This is a genomic window from Allobosea sp. 05T433 (assembly GCF_056396065.1).
The window spans coordinates 224,878-242,978 of the sequence record NZ_JBFTKS010000001.1 but is presented as its reverse complement, the minus strand read 5'-3'; the positions used below and the strand labels follow the sequence as shown (position 1 = coordinate 242,978).

Sequence of the window (18,101 nt, the reverse complement as noted above, 5' to 3'; positions counted from 1 at the left end):
AGGCATGATACGCTCTGCTACAAGCGCCGGCTGTGCAGGAGCGATGATGAGCGACGACAACAACCAGAAAAGCCGTGGTCCACGCAAGGGCGGTGGAGCTGGCGGCAAAGGCGGCGGGTTTGGCGGAGGCGACGGCAAAGGCCGTGGCCCGTCACGCGGTCGCCCACCTTCGGGCGGAGATCGCCCGCCATTCCGTGGCCGTTCGGGCGATGACAGGCCGCGCCGCGATGCCGGGAGCGAGGGCGAACGCCCCGCCCGTCGCTTCGACAGGCCCGCAGGCCAGCGTGACGGCGCACCGCGCCCGCCGCGCGAGGGCGGCGAACGGCCGTTCCGCAGCAGGACCGAGGGCGAACGCGCTCCGTTTCGTGCGCGTTCGGGAGATGATCGCCCTTCGCACAGGACATCCGAAGGCGGCGAACGCCCCGCCCGGCGCTTCGACAAGCCGGCCGGCCGACGCGACGACGCCCCGCGCCCGCCGCGCGAGGGCGGCGAAAGACCGTTCCGCAGCAGGACCGAAGGCGAACGCGCCCCGTTTCGTGGTCGCTCGGGAGATGATCGCCCTTCACACAGGACATCCGAAGGCGGCGAACGCCCCGCCCGGCGCTTCGACAAGCCGGCTGGCCGACGCGACGACGCCCCGCGCCCACCGCGCGAGGGTGGTGAAAGGCCGTTCCGAGCCCGCTCCGAGGGCGAGCGCAGCACGAGCCGTCCGCCCCGCGAAGGTGCGGCCCCCCGCGGCAGGAGCTTCGGCGACCGGGATGCTGGCGCACCGCGCTTCGACAGGCCACGCGCCGAGCGGCACGACCGTCCGCGCGGCGACGACCGGGCTCATCGTCCGCGCCGCGAGGATGCCGAGCCCCAGGCACCGGGCGCAGTCCTCCTGCCCTCGATCGAGCCGGAGCGCATCGCCAAGGTGATGGCGCGCGCCGGCGTCGCCTCGCGCCGCGATTGCGAGGCGATGATCGCCGAAGGCCGCGTCAGCGTGAACGGCAAGGTGATCGAAAGCCCGGCACTCGATGTCGGACCGAGCGACGTGATCCTCGTCGATGGCGAGCCATTGCCGGCGCGCGAGCGCACTCGGCTCTGGCTCTATCACAAGCCGCGCGGGCTGGTGACGACGAACCATGATCCCGAAGGCCGCCCGACCGTATTCGAGGCCCTGCCCGAGGACCTGCCGCGCGTTCTCTCGATCGGCCGCCTCGACATCAACACCGAGGGGTTGCTGCTGCTGACCAATGACGGCGGACTGGCACGCGTGCTCGAGCTGCCGGAAACCGGCTGGCTCCGGCGCTATCGTGTGCGCGCCTTCGGCAGCATCACGCAGGACAAGCTCGACACACTGCGCGATGGCGTCACCATCGACGGCATCAGCTACGGGCCCGTCCTGGCACGTTTCGAACGCGAGCAGGGCTCGAACACTTGGCTCGTGGTCGACCTGAGAGAGGGCAAGAACCGCGAGGTCAAGACCGTCCTCGAGCATCTCGGCCTTGCCGTGAACCGGCTGATCCGGGTCTCCTTCGGGCCGTTCCAGCTCGGCGATCTGCCGGAGGGTGAGATCGACGAGATCCGCTCCCGCGTGATCAAGGACCAGCTCGGCGAAGAGCTAATGGCCAAGGCCGGCGTCGATTTCGAGGCACCGCGCCGCGATGAGTTGCCGGCGGCGCCCAAGCGCGCGCCTGCGGGCGAGGATCGCCCGCGCCGCCGCGAGGGTGGCGAGGAGCGTGGGGCGCGCGGCAGTGGGCGTCCGGTTTCGCAGGACACCCGCAGCGAGAAGCCTTGGAAGCGCACCGTCTGGCGCGATGAGGAGGCCGAGCCGCAACGTGAGCGCCGCTCGGCCCCAAGGCGTGGCGCCGATCCGAAGGAGGCGCGGCAGGCCCGCGAGGCGACCGGCCAGATCGAACGCAAACGCGACAAGGCGATTGCCGATCCGAAGGGACGCCGCGTGCTGGTCGAGCGCGTCAGCGCGCCGGCACGAGAAGAAGCGCCCGCCCGCCCGGCTCGTGCCGAGCGTACCGGGCCGGGAGCCCGCGGAGCGCGCCCGCAGGAGCGCGGCGCGTCACCCCGCGGCCTTGGTGACCGGCCTCAGCGCCGTCCACGCGATGAGGGGGCCGGCGGACAGGATCGCAGCGACGAGCGTCCATGGCAGGAGCGCGCGCCACGCGGCGAACGCCGTGAGCGCGCCCCTCGTGAGGGACGCGAGCGACCCGCCCGACCTTTTGCCGAGCGTCAGGGCGATGACCGTCCGCGCGGTCGCAGCTTCGGCGACAGGCCAAGCGGCGGCAGACCGTCCGGCGACCGCCCGCACGGGCGCGGCGCTGGCGGCAAGCCCGGCGGCGGACGTCCCTTTGGCGGTAAGCCCGGCGGCAAGGGACCGCGTCCCGGTGGCGGCGGCCGCGGCAAGCGTGACTGAGAGTAGCGCCTGATGAGAATCGTCGGCGGCCGCTTCGGCGGCCGGCCCCTGGCCGGCCCCAAGCCGGGTATCGGCACGATCCGCCCGACCTCCGACCGGTTGCGCGCATCGCTCTTCAACGTGCTCGCCCATGCCTATGACGACGTGGTCGAGGGCGCGCGCGTGCTCGATCTCTTCGCCGGAACCGGCGCGATGGCGTTCGAAGCGCTCTCGCGCGGTGCCGGCTTTGCACTGCTGGTCGATGACGGCACCGAGGCACGCGGCCTGATCCGCGAGAACCAGATGACGCTCGAGCTCGCCGGCCTGAGCCGTATCTTCCGCCGCGATGCGACCAAGCTCGGCCCGATCGGGCCGATGGCGCCTTTCCAGCTCGTCTTTTGCGATCCGCCCTATCGCAAGAATCTTGGCGAGAAGGCGCTCATCTCCGCACGCGATGGCGGCTGGCTGGCCGCTGGTGCGCTGATCGTGCTTGAGGAAGCGGCGGGGGTCGAGATCGCCCTGCCCGGCGACTTCGAGGAGCTGGAGCGACGCGACTATGGTGAAACCCAGGTCTGGATCCTGCGGGCGCCCTGAGGGCTTCACCGCCGCCCGAACAGCTTCTCGATATCGTTCAGCTTGAGCTCGACATAGGTCGGGCGGCCATGGTTGCACTGGCCGGAATTGGGCGTGACTTCCATCTCGCGCAGGAGCGCATCCATCTCCTCGGGCCGCAGGCGCCGGCCGGCACGCACCGAGTTGTGGCAGGCCATCGTCGCCAGCACATGGTCGAGGCGCCGTTCGAGCGATCCTGAATCGCCATGCTCGGCGAGCGTATCGGCGACGTCGCGAACTAGCATCTGCAGATTGCCGCCAGCCAACGCGCTCGGCGCCTCGCGCACCAGCACGGCACCGGATCCAAAGGATTCGATGGTCAGGCCGAGCGAAGCAAGGTCACCGGCGACAGCGATCAGGCGGTCGGCGTCGACCGGATCGAGCTCGACCACTTCCGGCAGCAGCAGAGCCTGGCGGGCAATACCCGTCCTGGCCCTCTCGGCCTTCAGCCGTTCATAGACCAACCGCTCATGCGCCGCGTGCTGGTCGACGATGACCATGCCGTCACGTGTCTGGGCGAGGATATAGGTTTCATGGACCTGCGCCCGCGCGGCGCCAAGCGGGCGGTCGAGGGCATCCTGCGCCGGCTCGGCGACATGGGCTCGCGCATCGGCCGATGGCGTCACGAAACCCGTGAAATCGGCCTGCCGCGCCTCGCCGAACCCGGCCGATGGCGACGCCCAGGCAGGTGCGGACGGCAGCATTGGACGCTGCACTGACGGCTGCTGCCCGGCCCCAGAGAAGACCGCGCGGAAGGCTTCCAGCGTCCGGGCGCCACCTGTCGTCGTGGCGCGGTGCCCGGCCTCGGCCAAGGCGGCCTTCAGGCCGGATACCACGAGGCCGCGGACCAGGGCCGGATCGCGGAAGCGGACTTCGCTCTTGGCCGGATGGACGTTGACGTCGACGAAGCGCGGATCGCAGATCACATCGAGAAACAGCATCGGGTGCCGGTCGGAGGGCACCACATCGGCATAGGCGCCGCGCACCGCCGACAGCAGCAGCTTGTCCCGCACCGGCCGGCCATTGACCGCCAGATGCACGCCGGCAGAGGTCCCTCGATGGAAGGTGGGCAGCCCGGCGAAACCGGTGACCCGAATGCCCTCGCGCGCCACGTCGAGCCGCAGCGCATTCTCGGGAAAATCACGGCCGAGCGCCCGCGACAGCCGGCGCAGCAGCCCTTCCTCGCCGATCGCCTCAGCTGGCCAGTCGAAGCCGGTGACATGGTCACCTTCGAGGGAGAAGCGGATGGTCGGATGGGCGATGGCATGTCGCCGCAACATCTCGGAGACGGCCTGCGCCTCCGCCCGATCGCTCTTCAGGAACTTGAGGCGGGCCGGGGTGAAGATGAAGAGATCGCTGACCTCGATGCGCGTGCCGGGCGCAGCAGCGGCCGGACGAACCACGCCCTTCTCGCCAGCCTCGACGACGAGGCCGTGGCCCTGCGAAGCCTCGCGCCGGCGCGTGGTGATCGCAAGCCGCGCCACCGAGCCGATCGACGGCAGCGCCTCGCCGCGGAAACCGAGAGACTGGATCGCGAAGAGATCGCCATCCGGCAGCTTCGAGGTGGCATGGCGCTCGACCGACAGCGCCAGATCCTCGGGCGACATGCCGGAGCCGTCATCGACGACGCGGATCAGCTCGCGGCCGCCGGCCGCAATGGTCACGGCGATCGCGCGCGCACCGGCATCGATGGCGTTCTCGACCAACTCCTTCACGGCAGCAGCCGGCCGTTCGATCACCTCGCCGGCGGCGATGCGATCGACCAGGATAGGATCGAGACGGCGAACGGTCATGCTGAGCCCGGCAAAAGGGAGCGAGCGCGGAAACCCGAATCGTCAGCCGCGCCCTTCGGCAAGATAGCGCTTGGCGAGGAGTTTCGCCTCTTCGACCGCCGGCTGATCGAACGGATCGACGCCCATGGCGTAGCCCGTCAGGATCGTTTCCAGCATGAAGTGCATGAGGATCTCGCCATGCACCGTCTCGTCGACATGATCGACATGGAGGCGGCGCACCGCGCGGCCGTTCTTGGCGAAGGTATCGATCATGGCGACGCCCTGCGCCGCGACGAGATCGCCGATCGTCTTGCCGGCGAAACCGTCCTCGCCGATCTTCTTCGCCAGAGCAGCATCGATCCCCGGGCCCCTGCCCTTGGTGCTGAGGGTCAGAACGGTGAAGAACTTGTCCTTCGGCCCGGCGAGATAGAGCTGCTGCTGCGAATGCTGGTCGACGGGCCCGAGCGCCGCGACCGGCTGGGTGCCCTGTCCGTCCTTGCCGAGGCTCTCGGCCCAGAGCTGGACCCACCAGCGCGTCAACAGGGCGAGCTTGTCGGCATAGGGCATCAGCACTGCGATGCCCTTGCCAGAGCGCATGGCGGCGAGGTGCAGGGCCGCACCCAGCGCAGCCGGGACCTCGCGGACGCCCTTACCCGCCAGCAGGGGAGCAAGTGCCTTGGCCGCACCGTTGCGCAGGGCTTCGATATCGAGGCCGAGGATCGCGGCCGGCAGCAGACCGCAATTGGTCAGGACCGAGTAGCGCCCACCCACGCCGGTATGATGGTCGAGGAAGGGTGCATCGAACGGCTCCAGCAGGGCACGCAGCGGGTGCAGCTTGCCGGGCTTGGCCGGCTCGGAGAGCCCCTGGAAATGCCGGCCAATCTCACCATCGGGGATACCGGCGGCGCGCAGGGCGGTGATCGCCGCGATGCTCTGCAGCAGGGTTTCTCCGGTGCCGCCTGATTTGGAGATGGCCACGAACCTGGTCGACTTGAGCGGCAGTTTCGTGAGCAGGGAGGCAAATGTCTCAGGATCGAGATTGTCGATGAAATGCACGCGCGGCGTGGGCGCGAAGCTCGACAGGCCGGCAATGCCGTAGCCGGCGAGCTGGGCCAGCGTCTGGCCACCGAGGCTGGAGCCGCCCGTGCCGAGGATCAGGATATCAGTCGCGCCTTCGCGCAGGCGTTTTGCGGCAGCATGGACCGGTGCCAGATCAGCCGTATCGGCCGGCAATCCCAGCAGGGGCAGCGACTTCGCGTCTGCCTCGCCCTTCAGCCGCGCCAGCGCGGGCGCGAGAGCGGCCAGTGCCTTCTCGAAGGCAGCATCGGGGATGCCACCGGCGCCGACACCGGATTCAAGCGCGAGGTCGAAGCTTTGCTGCAGCATGGCCTGGTATCCGTATGGGGTCGGTGGAAAAGCGGGCGAGCGGTGCGCCGTCAGACGAGGCCGACGGGCCGACCAACGGCCTGCACAAGCAGGCGCGGGTCGCCGAAGAGCCGTTGCGCAACGCGCTTGATGTCGGCGAGCGTCACGGCGGCGAAGAGCTGGTTGCGCTCGGCGAGGAATTCCGGGCCGAAGCCGTTCACCGCCAGGCCCAGCAGCTCGGCAGCGATCTTCGGCGAGGTATCGAAGCGCAGGGGATATGAGCCGATGATGTAGCGCTTGGCCTCTTCGACCTCGTGCTCGGTCGGCCCCTCGGAGGCAAGCTTCATCATCTCCTCGCGAATGACGGCAAGCGACTCGGCCGCGCGGTCGTTGCGCGTCGCGGTGCCGCCGACCAGCATGGCGCTCTCGCGCAGCGGCAGCAGGCTCGACGACACGCCATAGGCAAGGCCGCGCTTCTCGCGCACTTCAAGGAACAGGCGCGAGGTGAAAGCGGAGCCACCCAGGATATGGTTCAACACGCTGGCGGTGATAAAATCCGGATCGCGGCGCATCAGGCCCGGACCGACGAAGCGCAGCACGGTCTGCGGCACATCGAGATCGATGACATGCGTCTCGCCAAGCCCCTGCACGGGAACGGGGTCGGTCGGGACCGGTCGAGCTGTGCCGATCGGGAGCGCGGCAAAGAGCTGATCGAGCCGCTGCGCCAGTTCTTCCGCCGTGATGTCACCGACCACGACGATCTTGAGGCCGGCGCGGGTCAGCAACTCGCGCGAGAGCGACTTCAATCCCGCGGGCTTCGTGCGCGAGACGCTGTCGATATCGCCCTTCTCCGGACGGCCATAGGCGTGGCCAGGATAGGCCGCCGCATAGAGAGCATTGCGGCAGAGCGTCTCCGGATTCTGCGCCTGACGCTGCAGGCCAGCGACGACCTGCGACTTCACGCGCTCCACGGCATCAGCATCGAAGCGCGGCGCGTTCAGCGCCAGGGCCAGCAGCGAGAACGCCTCGTCGCGATGGCGCGACAGGGTCTGCAAATGGCCGTGGAAATCGTCGCGACGGGCGTCGAAGCCCAAGCTGATGGCGTGGTCGGCAAGCTGGCCGTGGAATGCTTCCGCGTCGAGATCGCCAGCCCCCTCATCGAGCAGACCCGAGACGAGGTAGGCGCTGCCGGCAGCATTGGCGGGGTCGCGTGTCGCACCACCGTCGAAGGCGAAATCGATCGCGATCAACGGCAGGCTGTGCTCCTCGACCAGCCAGGCCTCGATACCGGAGGTCGAGCGGACCTGCTGGACCGCCACCGAGGGGCCGGCAAGCGTGGAACCCGGGGTGGGGATGGGCGCGTTCATGTCGCTTCCTGACGGTGGGACGATGTCATCCCACCCGCATGAGAAAGGGGGCGCGGACTCAAGCTGCCGGCAAGAGCAGCCCGGTGACCGAACGGTCGGGCCGCAGATAGCGGCGCGCGGCCTCGATGACGGCCTCGCGTGTCACGGCTTCGATCCGTTCCGGCCAGGCCAGGACGTCCTCGACGGTTTCGCCGACGGCCAGCGAGGCACCGAAGATACGAGCGAGCGAAGATTGGCTGTCCCGGGCGAAGATGGTCTCCGCCACCAGCCGCGTGCGAGCGCGGCTCAACTCGATCTCGCTCGGCCCATCGGCAAGGAAGGTCGCGAGCGCCGCATCCAGGCCAGCTTCGAGCGCAGCCATGTCGATGCCCGGGCGTGGGCTGGTCGACATCTGAAAGGCAGCACGATCGACCATCGAGCCCATGAAATAGGCGCTGGCACCGGCTGCGAGTTCCTGCTCGACGCAAAGCTGGCGATAGAGCCGCGACGTGGTGCCGCCGCCGAGGATATCGGCCACCAGTTCGAGTGCGAATGCCTCGCTGCGATCGCCGCTGAGATAGGTCGGCGTGAGCCAGCCCCGCCGCAGGGACGGCTGGCGCACACGCGGATCGCTGAGCGAGACCCGGCGCGCCGCGCGCGGAGCGGGCTCGGCCGGGCGCTTGCGCACCGGGGCCTGTCCGCGTGGCGCGATCTGGCCATAGGTCGCCTCGGCAAGCGTGCGCACCTCGTCGAGATCGGTATCGCCGGCGACGACCAGGATCGCGTTCTCCGGCGTGTAGAAGCGCTGATAGTAGGTGAAGGCGTCGTCGCGCGTCAGGCCCTCGATCTCGTGCTCCCAGCCGATGATCGGCGTGCCATAGGGATGATGCACGAAGAGCGCGGAGGAGAACTCCTCCCCCAGTTGTGCAGCCGGGTCGGCATCGACGCGCATGCGTCGCTCTTCGAGCACGACATCGCGCTCGGGCGCGACCACGCTCTCATCGAAGGCGAGCCCGGTCATCCGGTCCGCCTCGTAGTCCATCATGGCGCGCAGATGTTCCTTCGGCACGCGCTGGAAATAGGCGGTGTAATCGAAGGAGGTGAAGGCGTTCTCCTGGCCGCCATAGCCCGCGACGATCTTGGAGAACTCGCCGGCCGGCCAGCGCGCCGTGCCCTTGAACATCAGGTGCTCGAGGAAATGCGCGATGCCGGACTTGCCGGCCGGATCATCGGCCGAGCCGTTGCGGTACCAGACCATATGGGTGACGACCGGCGCGCGCCTGTCCGGCACGACCACGACGTCAAGCCCGTTGGCGAGCCTGAAGGCTTCGACTGGAACCGACAAGCGTGCAGTCGGAGTATGAACCGTCATTTCAGGGTGGCACCTTCGCGGCAGGAGTGACCTTCGATATAGGCGCGATTACGCGCCGCGCCAGCGCGCGGCGCTCGCCATCACGGTTTTTCAGCGAAGGGTCAGGGCGTGCTCGGCGACGGCAGACCCTGCACGAATTCCTTCTGGCCCGTGCTGTTGGTGTCTTCACGCGGCCCGCCCCGACCGGGTCCGAGCGGCGCCGTACCAGCCGGCTTGCGGTAGCCGGTCGGCGGATCGCTCAGCAAGCGGCGCTGCGGCTCCTGGCCATGAACCAGGTTCGAGGTATCGGTGGCAGCCTGGCGCGCCGCCAATTCACGACCGGCACGGATCGGACCGATATTCTCCTCGAAGGTCTTGCTCTGGGTCTCCGGTGGTGCCTGAACCTGTCCGCCGGTCACGCGACCGCGACGCAGTTCCTGCTGGCTGAGCAGCGGGGTCTGGTTCAGCTTGTATTTCTCGCGCTCGGTCGCCGGAATCAGAGCGTCCTTGGCGTCCGCACGGCGGGCTGCAACATCGGGATCATTCGGCCATGCAGCCGTACGCTGCGAGGCCGGATCTTGCGGACGCGGCAAGGCGGAAGACGGCGGCACCACCAGCGGCGGGCGCTGGCGATACTCGATATCGGGCCCCTCCCCCGGCATCAGTCCAAAGGTCCGCATGGCGTTCTGGAAAAACATGCCTTCCTGAGCCGAGGCGGGAAGCGCGGCCGCGATCATGCTCCCAGCGAGCAGGATGCGGATTGCGCGAGCGCGATTGGCCATCTCAAAACCTCCGTGAAGGAACCTGCGTTCCTGTCCGTGTTTCGCCGTGTTGCACCAAGGGAAGGGCAAAAGCATGGCGACGCGCCTCAAGCCTGTGCAGACTTTGAGGCGTCAGGGCGGAAGGACTCATACAGGAGACCGAGCACACCGACAACGATAGCCGCATCGGCAATGTTGAAGATGTACCAACTGAAGCTGCCATAATGCAGGTGAACGAAGTCGACGACGGCACCGTACACAGCCCGGTCGACGCCGTTACCAAGCGCGCCGCCGACGATGAGTGCGAGACTTGCGACCGTCAGCCGGTCCGTTGCCCGCCACATCCAGCGGCTAAGCCAGATCGCCGCGACGACGGAAAGCAGCACCAGCAGCCAGGGCCCGAGGTTCCCCTCCTGCTGGAACAGCCCATAGGAAATGCCGCGGTTCCAGGCCAGCACGATGGTCATGAAGGACGTTAGGTCATAGGGACCGGTTTCACCCAGGTGCAAACCGAAGACCAGCCAGAGCTTCAACGCCTGGTCCAGCACGAAGACCAGCGCGACGATCCAGATCCCGAAGCGGCGCAGCGACGTCATCGCCCGGCCGCCTTGCCGAGCTCCCGCAAGGCCCTGGCGTCGCGCGGAGTGACATCGGGATGGTCGCGCTCGGCGGTCGCTGGATCGAAATACTTCCAGGAGCGAGCGCATTTCACGCCGCTGGCCCGGACCGGGACGACCGCGACGCCGGGCACCTCCGGAAGCCGGAAGCCATCCTCGGGCCCTTCGCCCGCAACAATCTTGACACCCGACGTGATGCAGATCTCGGCGAGATCGACCCCCGACAGCGCCGCCAGCAGGTCGGGATCGGCGATGTGAACCTCCGGCGCGGCTTCGAGCGACGAGCCGATGCGCTTGGCCGCTCGTTCCAGTTCGAGTGCCCCGGTGACGACACGCCGAACGCGGCGGATCTTGCTCCAGCGCTCGGCCAGCTCCGGATCGAGCCAGCTCTGCGGAGCCTCGGCAAAGGCTTCGAGATGCACGGAGCCACCCAGCGTCTTCAGCTCCGGATAGCGCTCGAGCCAGGCTTCCTCGGTGGTGAAGACCAGGATCGGCGCCAGCCAGGTTGCGAGACAGCGCAGGAGATGGTCGACCACTGTCAGCGCACTCTTGCGGACATGGCTCGATAGCGGGTCGCAATAGAGCGCGTCCTTGCGGACGTCGAAATAGAAGGCGGACAGCTCCGTGTTCATGAACTGCGAGAGCAGCGTCACGACCCGCTTGTAATCATAGGTCCGATAGGCCTCCTCGACCTGCGGCCCGAGCTCCGCAAGGCGGTGCAGCATCAACCGCTCGAGCTCGGGCATCGACGCCGGCGAGGCGACGCGGATGTCCTCGCTGAAATGCGCGAGCGTGCCGAGCATCCAGCGCATGGTGTTGCGCAGCTTGCGGTAGGTCTCGACGAAGGTCTTGAGGATTTCCTTGCCGATGCGCAAATCGTCGGAATAGTCCGCCGCCGCGACCCAGAGGCGCAGGATGTCGGCGCCGGATTCCTTGATGACGTCCTGCGGTGCCGTGACATTGCCCTTCGACTTCGACATCTTCTCGCCCTTCTCGTCGAGACAGAAGCCGTGGGTCAGCACGATGTCATAGGGCGCCCGGCCGCGCGTGCCGCAGCTTTCGAGCAGGCTCGAATGGAACCAGCCGCGGTGCTGGTCAGACCCTTCCAGATACATCACCCGGTCATTGCCGCCCTCGCCGCGCCGGCGGGCCCGCAGGTCCGGACGCTTCTCCAGCGTGAAGGCGTGGGTCGAGCCTGAATCAAACCAGACATCGAGCACGTCTGTGACGCGCTCATACTTCTGCGGATCGTAGCCGAAGGGCTTCAGGAAGCGCGCTCCGTCGACATCGGTGAACCAGGCATCGGCCCCCTCGATCTCAAAGGCATCGGCGATGGCAGCGTTGACCCTCGGATCGACGAGGATCGTGCCGCTGTCCTTCTCGACGAAGACGGTGATTGGCACGCCCCAGGCGCGCTGGCGCGAGACAACCCAGTCAGGACGGTTGGCGATCATGCCGGTGATGCGGTTCTCGCCGGCCGCCGGAACCCATTCGGTTTCCTTGATCGCCCTGAGCGCGCGGTTGCGCAACGTATCGACATTTCCGCCCGGCGTGGACGGAACATCGGGACCGCCCAGCGCTTCGCCGAGCGGCTTGTCCATGGCGATGAACCATTGCGGCGTGTTGCGGAAGATGACCGGCTTCTTCGAGCGCCAGCTATGCGGGTACTGATGCTTCAACCGGCCGCGCGCGATGATGGTGCCGCTCGCCGCCAGCGCCTTGATCACGGCGTCGTTGGCGTCGCCCTTCTCGCCCTTGTCGGTGATGACCTGCCGGCCCTCGAAGCCCGGCGCATCCTTGGTGAAGCGACCATCGGCATCCACGGTGTAGGGGATATGCGTATCGATTCCGCGCTCGGCGAGCTTGCGGCCACTCGCCATCCAGATATCGAAATCCTCGCGACCATGGCCGGGAGCGGTGTGGACGAAGCCCGTACCGGCATCGTCGGTGACATGGTCACCGTCGAGCAACGGCACATCGAAATCGTAGCCGTGGCCGCGCAGCGGATGGGCGGCGGTCAGGCCATTCAGCTCGGCGGCATCGACATCGCGCACCAGTTCGAAGGCGTCGACCTTGGCCGCCTTGAACACGCTCTCGGCGAGAGCCTTCGCCAGCACATAGGTCGCGCCGACCTTCGCCCAGTTGCCCTCGGCCGCCGCGGTCACCCGATAGAGCCCATAGGCGATCTTGTGGTGGAAGGAGATCGCCCTGTTGCCTGGGATCGTCCAGGGGGTCGTCGTCCAGATCACGACCGAGGCGCCGGCCAGAGCATCCGCTCCCGACGCGACGGGAAAGGCCACGAACACCGTATCGCTCGTATGCTCCTCGTACTCGACCTCCGCCTCGGCCAGCGCGGTCTTCTCGACCACCGACCACATCACCGGCTTGGAGCCGCGATAGAGCTGGCCCGTTTCGGCGAACTTCATGATCTCGCGGGCGATCTGCGCCTCGGCCGGGAACGCCATGGTCAGGTAGGGATCGGCCCAGTCGCCCTCGACACCGAGGCGTTTGAACTCCTCGCGCTGAACGTTGACCCAGTGCTCGGCAAAGGCACGGCATTCCTTGCGGAATTCAACGACCGGCACATCGTCCTTGTTCAGGCCCTTGGCCCGGTATTGCTCCTCGATCTTCCACTCGATCGGCAGGCCGTGACAATCCCAGCCCGGGACATAGTTGGCATCATGGCCGAGCATCTGCTGCGAGCGGACGACGAGGTCCTTCAGCACCTTGTTGAGCGCATGGCCGATATGGAGATGGCCGTTCGCATAGGGCGGGCCATCATGCAGGATGAACCGGTCGCGGCCCTTCGCGCTCTCGCGCAGCTTGCGATAGAGCTCGATCGTCTGCCAGCGGGCGAGCAGTTCCGGCTCGCGTTGCGGCAAGCCGGCGCGCATCGGGAATTCGGTCTGAGGCAGGAACAGCGTCTGCGAATAATCAACGCTTTTCGATGGGGCGGAATTGGATTGGTCGTTCATGATCCGGCTCGGGCAGCTGGACTGGCGGGCCATGCATGGCTGGCGCGTCACCGGTCCTTAAGGACAAGGGAAAGCGGCGGTCATCCCGGCTTGCGCGGACGCCTGCGATCAGCGCAGGGCAGCGTCAGCCGGGCCCGTAATTCGCCGGAGCAATTCTATGATCTGGGCGCAATGAGCGAGCATGAACGGCTTCTAACAGGGGCAGGTTAAGGAAGGAAGGGCGGTGTTTGCGCCAGAATGGCGCGGGCCCGGGCACTGTCCTTGTCCATCTGCATGATGAGGGCTTCGAGCGAGTCGAATTTTTCCTCGCCCCGCAGCCAGGCGATCAGTGCGACATCGACGATCTTGCCATAGAGATCGCCTGCGAAATCGAAGAGGAAGGTCTCGAGCCGCGGCGCACCGTCATCGAAGGTCGGGCGACTGCCGAAGCTCGCCACGCCGTCGCGCCAGATGCCGTCGACCTTCATCCTGACGGCATAGATGCCGAATTTCAGGCGGCAATCACGGGCGAGATGCATGTTGGCGGTGGGGTAACCGAGGTCACGCCCACGCTTGTCGCCATGGGCGATCTCGCCGCGCACGAACCAGGGCCGCCCAAGGAACGCCGCTGCGCGGCCGACATCTCCGGCTTCCAGCGCGGTGCGGATCAAGGTCGAGGAGACCGGCTCCCCCGCCCAGGAATAGGGCGGGACCACCGTGACCAGGACACCGCGCGCGCCCGCCCTCGCCTGCAGCATCTCGGGCGAGCCGGCGCGGCCCTTGCCGAAATGGAAGTCGTAGCCGCAGACGAGCCCCCCGACGCCGAGCCGCTCGAGCAGCAGGTCATCGACGAAACTCTCGGCGCTCACGGCCGCAATGGCGCGATCGAAGGGCAACACGAAGCTTCGCTTCAGCCCGGCCTGGGCGAGCAGCTCCCCCTTGACGTCGGGCGGCGTCAGCCGAAAGACCGGCTGCTCGGGGCTGAAGACCGATCGGGGATGCGGCTCGAAGGTGAAAGCGGCAGCCTCGCGGCCCTGCTTGGCCGCCATGGCGACCGCGACATGAGCGAGTTCGGCATGGCCGCGATGGACACCGTCGAAATTGCCCAGCGCCAGCACCGCTCCGCGCAAGCTGTCCGGAACCGGGCTGTCGCCATCGAGGACGAAAACATGAGGCCGGCCTGAAGAAGGCGCGGCGGCAGGACGGGTCATGGCACGAAGGGTTCCGCCTCGGCGGGGCACGCCCGCGCGCGGCAGTCAATGGCGGTTCAGGCCAGCAGCGTCAAGGACACCGGACGCAAGCCCCCCTGCTTCAGGCCTTTGGCTTTGCCGGCGGCAAGGCGACCCAGGCCTCTCCCTCGAGCACGGCCTTGCCGTCGACGACACAGTCGCAGAACAGGCGCGCGCGCCGACGCTCGGCAACGAGTTCGACCACTTCGACCCGCGCCGTGACGACATCGCCGATCTTGACTGGAGCGAGGAACGTAAGCGTCTGCGACAGGTAGACGGCGCCCGGCCCTGGCAATTTCGTGCCGAGCAGCGCGGACACGAGACTCGCGGTCAGCATCCCGTGCGCAATGCGCTGGCCGAACTTCGTGCCCGCCGCGTAGCGCTCGCAAAGATGGATCGGATTGGCGTCCCCCGAGAGATCGGCGAAGAGCGAGACATCCCGCTCCATCACCGTGCGCATCAGGCTTTCGCTTTGGCCGATCGCGAGGTCTTCGAAAGCATGAACCTGATAGGAGACTGCGTTCATTGGTCCGGCTGCCGATGCAATTTCGATGTGCCGCCCTTGTTGCGGCGCAACATAGAATGCCACAGCCCCGGCGCCTCGGCCATGCGACTTTGGTGCCGCCGCCGGAGCGATGCTTCCCCTACGTCAGTTTTCGTTCAAATTAACCGCTTCGAAACGCCAGTGCCCTATCACTCCCGGCATGGTCGCCACTCACTGAAGGCGGTCCGCGCGCGGGTATTGCCCCGCGCTGCAGTCGTTACGCTTGGAGCACCAGAATGGCTCTCGATCCGTCCATGCCCATCCTCGTGGTCGACGACTACCAGACGATGGTCCGGATCATTCGGAACCTGCTCAAGCAGCTCGGATTCGAGAATGTCGACGATGCGTCGGACGGCTCGACCGCCATCGCCAAGATGCGCGACAAGAAATACGGCCTCGTCATCTCCGACTGGAACATGGAGCCGATGACCGGCTTCGAGCTGCTCCAGCGCGTGCGCGAGGAAGATGCCCTCGCGACKACGCCGTTCATCATGGTCACGGCCGAATCCAAGACCGAGAACGTCATCGCCGCCAAGAAGGCCGGCGTGAACAACTATATCGTCAAGCCGTTCAACGCCCAGACCCTGAAGGTCAAGATGGAAGCGGTCTGCCACGCCTGAGCGTGGCCGAACGTCACCAGACGAGTTGCGGAATCGCGTAATCCGGGCGGGCATGCTGCCCTGCGAACCAGCCGTGGCGCTCTTCCCACGATTTCTCGACAAGATCCTGGGCGTGAATGCCCGCCAGCACCATGACGCTCGCCGCGCCGAAGGCGTTCGCCCCGGCGATGTCGGTTCGAATGGCATCACCAATTGCGCAAATCCGGTCTGGCGGAACGGGCTTGCCACGCCGCGCTTCGGCGATATGCAGCGCCATTTCGTAGATCGGGCGATGCGGCTTGCCGGCATAGATCACCGTGCCGCCGATCTGCTCGTAAGCCAGCGCGAGCGAGCCGGCGCAGGGCACGATCTTGCCACCGCGATCGACCACCAGATCGGGATTGGCGCAGATCATCACGAGATCGCGTGCGACGAGATCGGCAAAGAGGCCGGCATAGGTCTCGGCCGTCTCGGTCTCGTCGTCGAACAATCCCGTGCAGAGCACGTAGCGCGCGTCCGCGGGTGAGACGCGCGGCGCATCCAGCCCGGCGATCAGGGGCAGGTCGCGGTCAGGGCCGAGCATGAAGACCGGCTCGCCGGACCGTTCCTCGATCAGCGCCCGGCAGACATCGCCGGAGGTCACGATCGCATCATAGGCAGCCTCCGGCACGGCAAAACGCGCGAGCTGGACCTCGATTTCACGGCGGGGACGGGGAGCGTTGGTCACCAGCACGACGGAAACACCGCGTTCCCGCATCGCAACCAGCGCATCGCAGGCGTCCTGATGAGCTGCCACGCCGTTGTGAACGACACCCCAGATATCGCACAGGCAGAGATCGAACCGGTCGGTGATTTCCGAGAAACCGCTCAATGCGACGGTGGGCGCGGTCTTGGCAGGCTGCAAAGCGGTCAACTCCCCTGAAACCAATTGGGCTATGCGGCGCGACGGCAGCGCGGCACGGTGCCGGTTTAGGCCGTCGCAACGGGCAGCGATAGGGTTTTGTCAGGCGCTGGCGCGGCGTAGCACGGCGCGGAACGGCAGGCGCTCCGGCGCCGGGCCTTTCTGCGCAGGCCCGCTCGGCGGGGCTGGCAGCGCTGCCGCAGGCGATGTGCCGGCGGTGGGATAGCCCAGAATCTCGGCCGAGATCCGCGCGGCGGGCCGCTCGGGCTCGGGCACCGGAGCGGCGGGTTTCGCCGGCTCGGGATCGGCAAAGACCTCCGGCTTGACCGGCCGCGGCGGTGAAATCACCAGCCCCTGGGCATAGGTCACGCCAAGCTCGATCATGTCCGCGACAGTCGGATCATCCTCGATCTTCTCGGCGACGAGGATGATCGAGGCCCGCGCGAGCTGAGCCGCGAGATCGGCGGCGGCGATATCGATCGAGGAACGCTCGGCTTCAGCCTGCAGCAGGGCGGCCGGCACTTTCACGAAGCGAATGCCACGATCATGTAGCGATGCCGGGTCGAACCGAAGATCGCCGACATGGTCGAGCGCGAAGCGCACGCCATTGGCGGACATCGCCCCCAGCAGGCCAAGGCTGGTCGGCTCCAGAGCGCGGAAGACGCGCTGCGGCATCTCGATCACCAGATGGCCGGCGTGCTCGCGATATTTCTCGAGGATACGGGAGAGGGTCACCAGAGCCTGCGACGAGGCCCAGGTTGCGGCGCTGAAATTACAGGCCACGAACAGGCCGCCGTCCTTGGATCCCAGATGGCGCGCGATCGCCAGCGTACGTGTCAGCACCAGTGCATCGAGCGTCGGACCGAAACCCCGCTCCTCGACGATCGCCAGGAATTCGGCGGGGAGCAGCAAGGTGCTCTCATCGAGACGCAGACGGACCAGCGCCTCGTAGCCACGTGTCCGGCGTTGCGGCAACTGCACGATCGGCTGGAGATGGACCTCGACCTTGCCCTCGGCCAGCGCGGTGCTGATGATCGCGGCTCGTTCATCGGCAGCGCGCAGCTGCTCGGCCTGAATGGCCTCCGCACGCGCTGCAGCAAGCGCCTCGCGATGCGCAATGCGGGCAAGCTCGGGAGCAGGCGCCGGCGGCGGCGGGGGAGCGGCTTCGGCATTGCGCCGGGCCTGCGCAGCCGAGAGTTGCGTGTCGTGATCTGCCAGCGTCGTTGCGACTTGCTGCAACAGGTCGCCGAGCAATCCGACCTCGGCCGTCAGTTCATTGATCGCAGCACGTGCGGGCGCGGCATCGGCCTCGCTCATCGGCAGTTGCTCGACACGCTGCGCCAAACTGTCAAGCCTGATGGCGTTGGTAGCCAGGCGAACCTTGACCTCGCCGATCGCCGCGAAGATCTGCTCGCGCTGCGCAAGGACACGTCGCTCGTAGAAGATCGCGGATGCCGCCAACCCTGCCCCCGCCAGCAGGAGGCCGGTGGCGTTGGCCAGCGCTCCCGGCAAGGCGAGAACCGCGATTGCGCCAGCCGCCACGCCGGTCACGGCACTGGCGAGAGGATGCAAGGCGGTAAGGCGGACAGGGGCCAAGGCGACGACCGCGCGAAAGAGGTTGCTGGGGAATGAAAGCGACGAATCACTCTGCTACCCGACAT

At 67.3% G+C, this 18,101-nt stretch carries 14 protein-coding genes; 3 read left to right on the top strand and 11 right to left on the bottom strand.

The annotated features are described in order from the left end of the window. The first annotated feature begins 46 nt into the window (after nucleotides 1-46). Nucleotides 47-2,410 (top strand): pseudouridine synthase, encoded by a 2,364-nt coding sequence (locus AC1DGP_RS01050; protein WP_476831643.1) that lies wholly within the window; start codon nucleotides 47-49, stop codon nucleotides 2,408-2,410. 12 nt (nucleotides 2,411-2,422) lie between these two features. Beyond that, nucleotides 2,423-2,983, top strand: a complete 561-nt coding sequence (locus AC1DGP_RS01045; protein ID WP_476831642.1) for an RsmD family RNA methyltransferase — start codon at nucleotides 2,423-2,425, stop codon at nucleotides 2,981-2,983. Between the two features lie 5 nt (nucleotides 2,984-2,988). Here AC1DGP_RS01045 and mutL read toward each other — a convergent pair whose 3' ends face one another. From mutL to AC1DGP_RS01000, 9 genes are all read right to left on the bottom strand, one after another. Then, complete coding sequence (gene mutL, locus AC1DGP_RS01040; protein WP_476831641.1) at nucleotides 2,989-4,794, bottom strand: DNA mismatch repair endonuclease MutL; 1,806 nt, start codon at nucleotides 4,792-4,794, stop codon at nucleotides 2,989-2,991. Between the two features lie 42 nt (nucleotides 4,795-4,836). Further along, nucleotides 4,837-6,159, bottom strand: a complete 1,323-nt coding sequence (locus AC1DGP_RS01035; protein WP_476831640.1) for a glucose-6-phosphate isomerase — start codon at nucleotides 6,157-6,159, stop codon at nucleotides 4,837-4,839. Between the two features lie 50 nt (nucleotides 6,160-6,209). Next, nucleotides 6,210-7,505 carry a M16 family metallopeptidase gene (locus tag AC1DGP_RS01030; RefSeq protein ID WP_476831639.1) on the bottom strand — a complete coding sequence of 432 codons (1,296 nt, stop codon included), beginning with the start codon at nucleotides 7,503-7,505 and terminating at the stop codon, nucleotides 6,210-6,212. A gap of 58 nt (nucleotides 7,506-7,563) precedes the next feature. After that, nucleotides 7,564-8,856, bottom strand: coding sequence for a M16 family metallopeptidase (locus AC1DGP_RS01025; protein ID WP_441488865.1), 1,293 nt, complete (start codon nucleotides 8,854-8,856; stop codon nucleotides 7,564-7,566). Between the two features lie 101 nt (nucleotides 8,857-8,957). Next, the gene (locus AC1DGP_RS01020) at nucleotides 8,958-9,617 is read right to left on the bottom strand and encodes a hypothetical protein (protein ID WP_441488864.1); all 660 of its coding nucleotides are present in this window, start codon (nucleotides 9,615-9,617) and stop codon (nucleotides 8,958-8,960) included. Between the two features lie 86 nt (nucleotides 9,618-9,703). After that, on the bottom strand, nucleotides 9,704-10,192 hold the full coding sequence (gene lspA, locus AC1DGP_RS01015) for a signal peptidase II (protein ID WP_441488863.1): 489 nt from the start codon (nucleotides 10,190-10,192) through the stop codon (nucleotides 9,704-9,706). Next, nucleotides 10,189-13,188, bottom strand: a complete 3,000-nt coding sequence (gene ileS / locus AC1DGP_RS01010; RefSeq protein ID WP_476831638.1) for an isoleucine--tRNA ligase — start codon at nucleotides 13,186-13,188, stop codon at nucleotides 10,189-10,191. The genes lspA and ileS overlap by 4 nt, the downstream gene beginning before the upstream one ends. 206 nt (nucleotides 13,189-13,394) lie before the next feature. Continuing rightward, the gene (locus tag AC1DGP_RS01005) at nucleotides 13,395-14,378 is read right to left on the bottom strand and encodes a bifunctional riboflavin kinase/FAD synthetase (RefSeq protein ID WP_476831637.1); all 984 of its coding nucleotides are present in this window, start codon (nucleotides 14,376-14,378) and stop codon (nucleotides 13,395-13,397) included. Between the two features lie 100 nt (nucleotides 14,379-14,478). Continuing rightward, complete coding sequence (locus AC1DGP_RS01000) at nucleotides 14,479-14,922, bottom strand: MaoC family dehydratase (RefSeq protein WP_113515314.1); 444 nt, start codon at nucleotides 14,920-14,922, stop codon at nucleotides 14,479-14,481. A 254-nt stretch (nucleotides 14,923-15,176) separates the two neighbouring features. On the opposite strand from AC1DGP_RS01000, the gene AC1DGP_RS00995 reads away from it, so the two are divergent. Further along, a complete protein-coding gene (locus AC1DGP_RS00995) occupies nucleotides 15,177-15,560 on the top strand; it encodes a response regulator (protein ID WP_043231142.1) in 384 nt (127 codons plus the stop codon). A 13-nt stretch (nucleotides 15,561-15,573) separates the two neighbouring features. Here the strand turns inward: AC1DGP_RS00995 and AC1DGP_RS00990 are convergent, their stop codons facing one another. Both AC1DGP_RS00990 and AC1DGP_RS00985 read right to left on the bottom strand, forming a co-directional pair. After that, on the bottom strand, nucleotides 15,574-16,443 hold the full coding sequence (locus AC1DGP_RS00990) for a TIGR01459 family HAD-type hydrolase (RefSeq protein ID WP_476831636.1): 870 nt from the start codon (nucleotides 16,441-16,443) through the stop codon (nucleotides 15,574-15,576). Nucleotides 16,444-16,542: 99 nt separating this feature from the next. After that, nucleotides 16,543-18,036, bottom strand: coding sequence for an EAL domain-containing protein (locus tag AC1DGP_RS00985; protein ID WP_476831635.1), 1,494 nt, complete (start codon nucleotides 18,034-18,036; stop codon nucleotides 16,543-16,545). Between the last annotated feature and the right edge of the window lie 65 nt (nucleotides 18,037-18,101).